The 2,294-nt window shown below is 47.0% G+C and carries 2 protein-coding genes; both read left to right on the plus strand.

From position 1 onward, the window contains the following. Positions 1 to 781, plus strand: a 781-nt coding sequence (locus D8Y20_RS13500) for an inner membrane protein YpjD (protein ID WP_121544230.1), incomplete at its 5' end; no start/stop codon positions are given. A 224-nt stretch (positions 782 to 1,005) separates the two neighbouring features. Beyond that, positions 1,006 to 2,294 (plus strand): TolC family protein (locus tag D8Y20_RS13505; protein WP_147434109.1); only part of this gene is annotated, 1,289 nt, incomplete at its 3' end.

Consider the following 2,294-nt stretch of genomic DNA (forward strand, 5'->3'; position numbering starts at 1 on the left):
CTTTGCTGCATCCATTATCCTTTGGAATAATGCAATGCATTGGAATGTTATACCAATAAAGAATCAACCACGTTCAATTACTGGCTTGCTTTGGGGTGCAGTTGCTTTGAATGTCTGGGCTATTCATATTATTGACCCAGTGACTGTAAATGGGATCAATTTCACACTGGCTACAGGTGTATCGATGGCTACCTTGATGAGCCAAGTTATTTATGGAATTGGGGTATCACGCCATAGTATACGAGGGTTAGGACTTCTGCTGTTACCTTTTACAGCCATTTCTCTGTTACTTATTCCCATCCTCCCTAATGCACATAGTCCTAATTGGATACAAACCTCATCCTTTCTAGAAACAGGTCATATCCTCATCTCTTTGCTTGCTTATGGCACCTTAACATTTGCAACAATTCTCGCATTCCTTCAGAAATTAATGGATCGATCGTTAAAAGCAAAGCGTTTAACTTTACTCATGAAAGCCATTCCATCCTTGCAGGCTTCAGAACGACACATGATGGCTCAGATTAAATTTTCAACCATTTTACTCACCCTGAGTGTTATTACTGGTTTAACCTGGCAGTGGGTTGATTTTCATCACTTTGGGTTGTTGCATCATAAAATCCTTTTATCAATTTTCTCATTAGGTGTGTTAATTCTATTACAAATAAAAAGACGTAGAATGACGTGGCCTGTATCTACTGTCTGCAATGCGGTGATCGGTGCTTATATTATGCTTATGTTGGCCTATTTTGGTGTTAAATTAGTTCAGACATGGCTTTCCTGAGTGCCTCTTTTCTAGCCGTCTGCTACCCAGCAGTGAGCCATAAGGTCTAATATTACCAAATGGTCATGTTATGGGCAGGTTCTGGTGAACTGACCCATGATATACTCCGCCAATTCGTTAGCACCTATATTGCGTGAATTCGGTTCTGGTGGGCGGCACCGAACCAATTTAGTGACTGGTTCAACCGATGCATAGCTATCAACATTAAAGCCAAAGGATAAAATATGAAGTCAATAACAGTCTGCTTGTTTCCCATTGTTCTGCTCACGGGTTGCGCCACTTATCAACCGTTGCCTTTGCAGCCAACAGCCAAACTCAACCATGATCTTCAACAGTTGCACATGGATAGCTCAAAGCATGCCGAGTTACCTGATATGTGGAAAAATAGCAGTGTAAACACAGATGATGGACTGAATGAGATCGAGATTGTGCAATTGGTTGTACTGAACAGCCCGCATCTGGCAGCGGTGCAGGCCACACGCCTAGATGCACAGGCGCAGCTTATGCAGGCCGGTTTATTACCTGACCCTCAACTGAACGTGTCTGCCGATTTTCCACGCGGTAATGATCCGGCACTGGTGACGGCTTACAGTTTCGGTCTGGGTTTTGATCTGCAGTCCCTGATTACACGCGGCGCACGGCAGAGTGCGGCTACGAAACAGGCTCGCACCGTGTATCTGCAAGTGTTGTGGCAGGAGTGGCAGATTATTCAACAGGCGCGCATGCTTTATCGTAGGGCTTTGATTCAAGGGAGCCAGATTGAGCTCACGCACGCCCAGTTTTTAAAAACGCAAAACAGCTGGCAGGTGCAAAAAGATGCTCTCGATCAGGGCAATGTCACGATGGATACGGAAGGGCTGGCGCGGACGTCGATGATGGATGCAGAGGCCGTATGGTTTGAAGCCAGGCGGCAACGCAGCAGCACGATGCACAATCTGGCTCTGTTGCTGGGCTTGTCTCCGCAAGTTGATATTCCATTGAGCCCACCCGATCAGGGCTTGTCAGCACTGATTACAACGCCAATTCAGGAAAAGGATTTCCAGCTCGTTCTGGCTCATCTGGATCAGCAACGCCCGGATCTGTTGGCATTACAGGCCGGTTATCAGGCACAGGAATCCAGAGTGCGAGCAGAGGTGCTGTCCCAGTTTCCCGGCATTACGATTGGCGCCAATAGTCTCAGGGATACCGGATCAATCTGGTCGTTGGGGCCGTTTATCAATCTGAATCTGCCGTTATTGAATGGCAATCGGGGTAATATCGCAATCGCCCGTGCTACCCGTGCCCGGCTTCGGGCAGAATACCGTGATCGAATGACAACCGCAGGCATAGAGGCAAGCAGTCTGGTAGCCGACCAGCAACTGGCCTATGACGAATTGGTCGCATTGCAAGAAAAAATGCCCGATCTGAATGCGTTAATGCAGCGCATGCGTACCGCATTGGCCGACGGAAATGTGGATATGCTGACGTTTACCACACTACAAAATAGCCATTTTGCACAGCACATGAAAGTGAT

Origin of the sequence: Mariprofundus sp. EBB-1 (genome assembly GCF_003665155.1) — a bacterium.
Taxonomy (GTDB): domain Bacteria; phylum Pseudomonadota; class Zetaproteobacteria; order Mariprofundales; family Mariprofundaceae; genus Mariprofundus.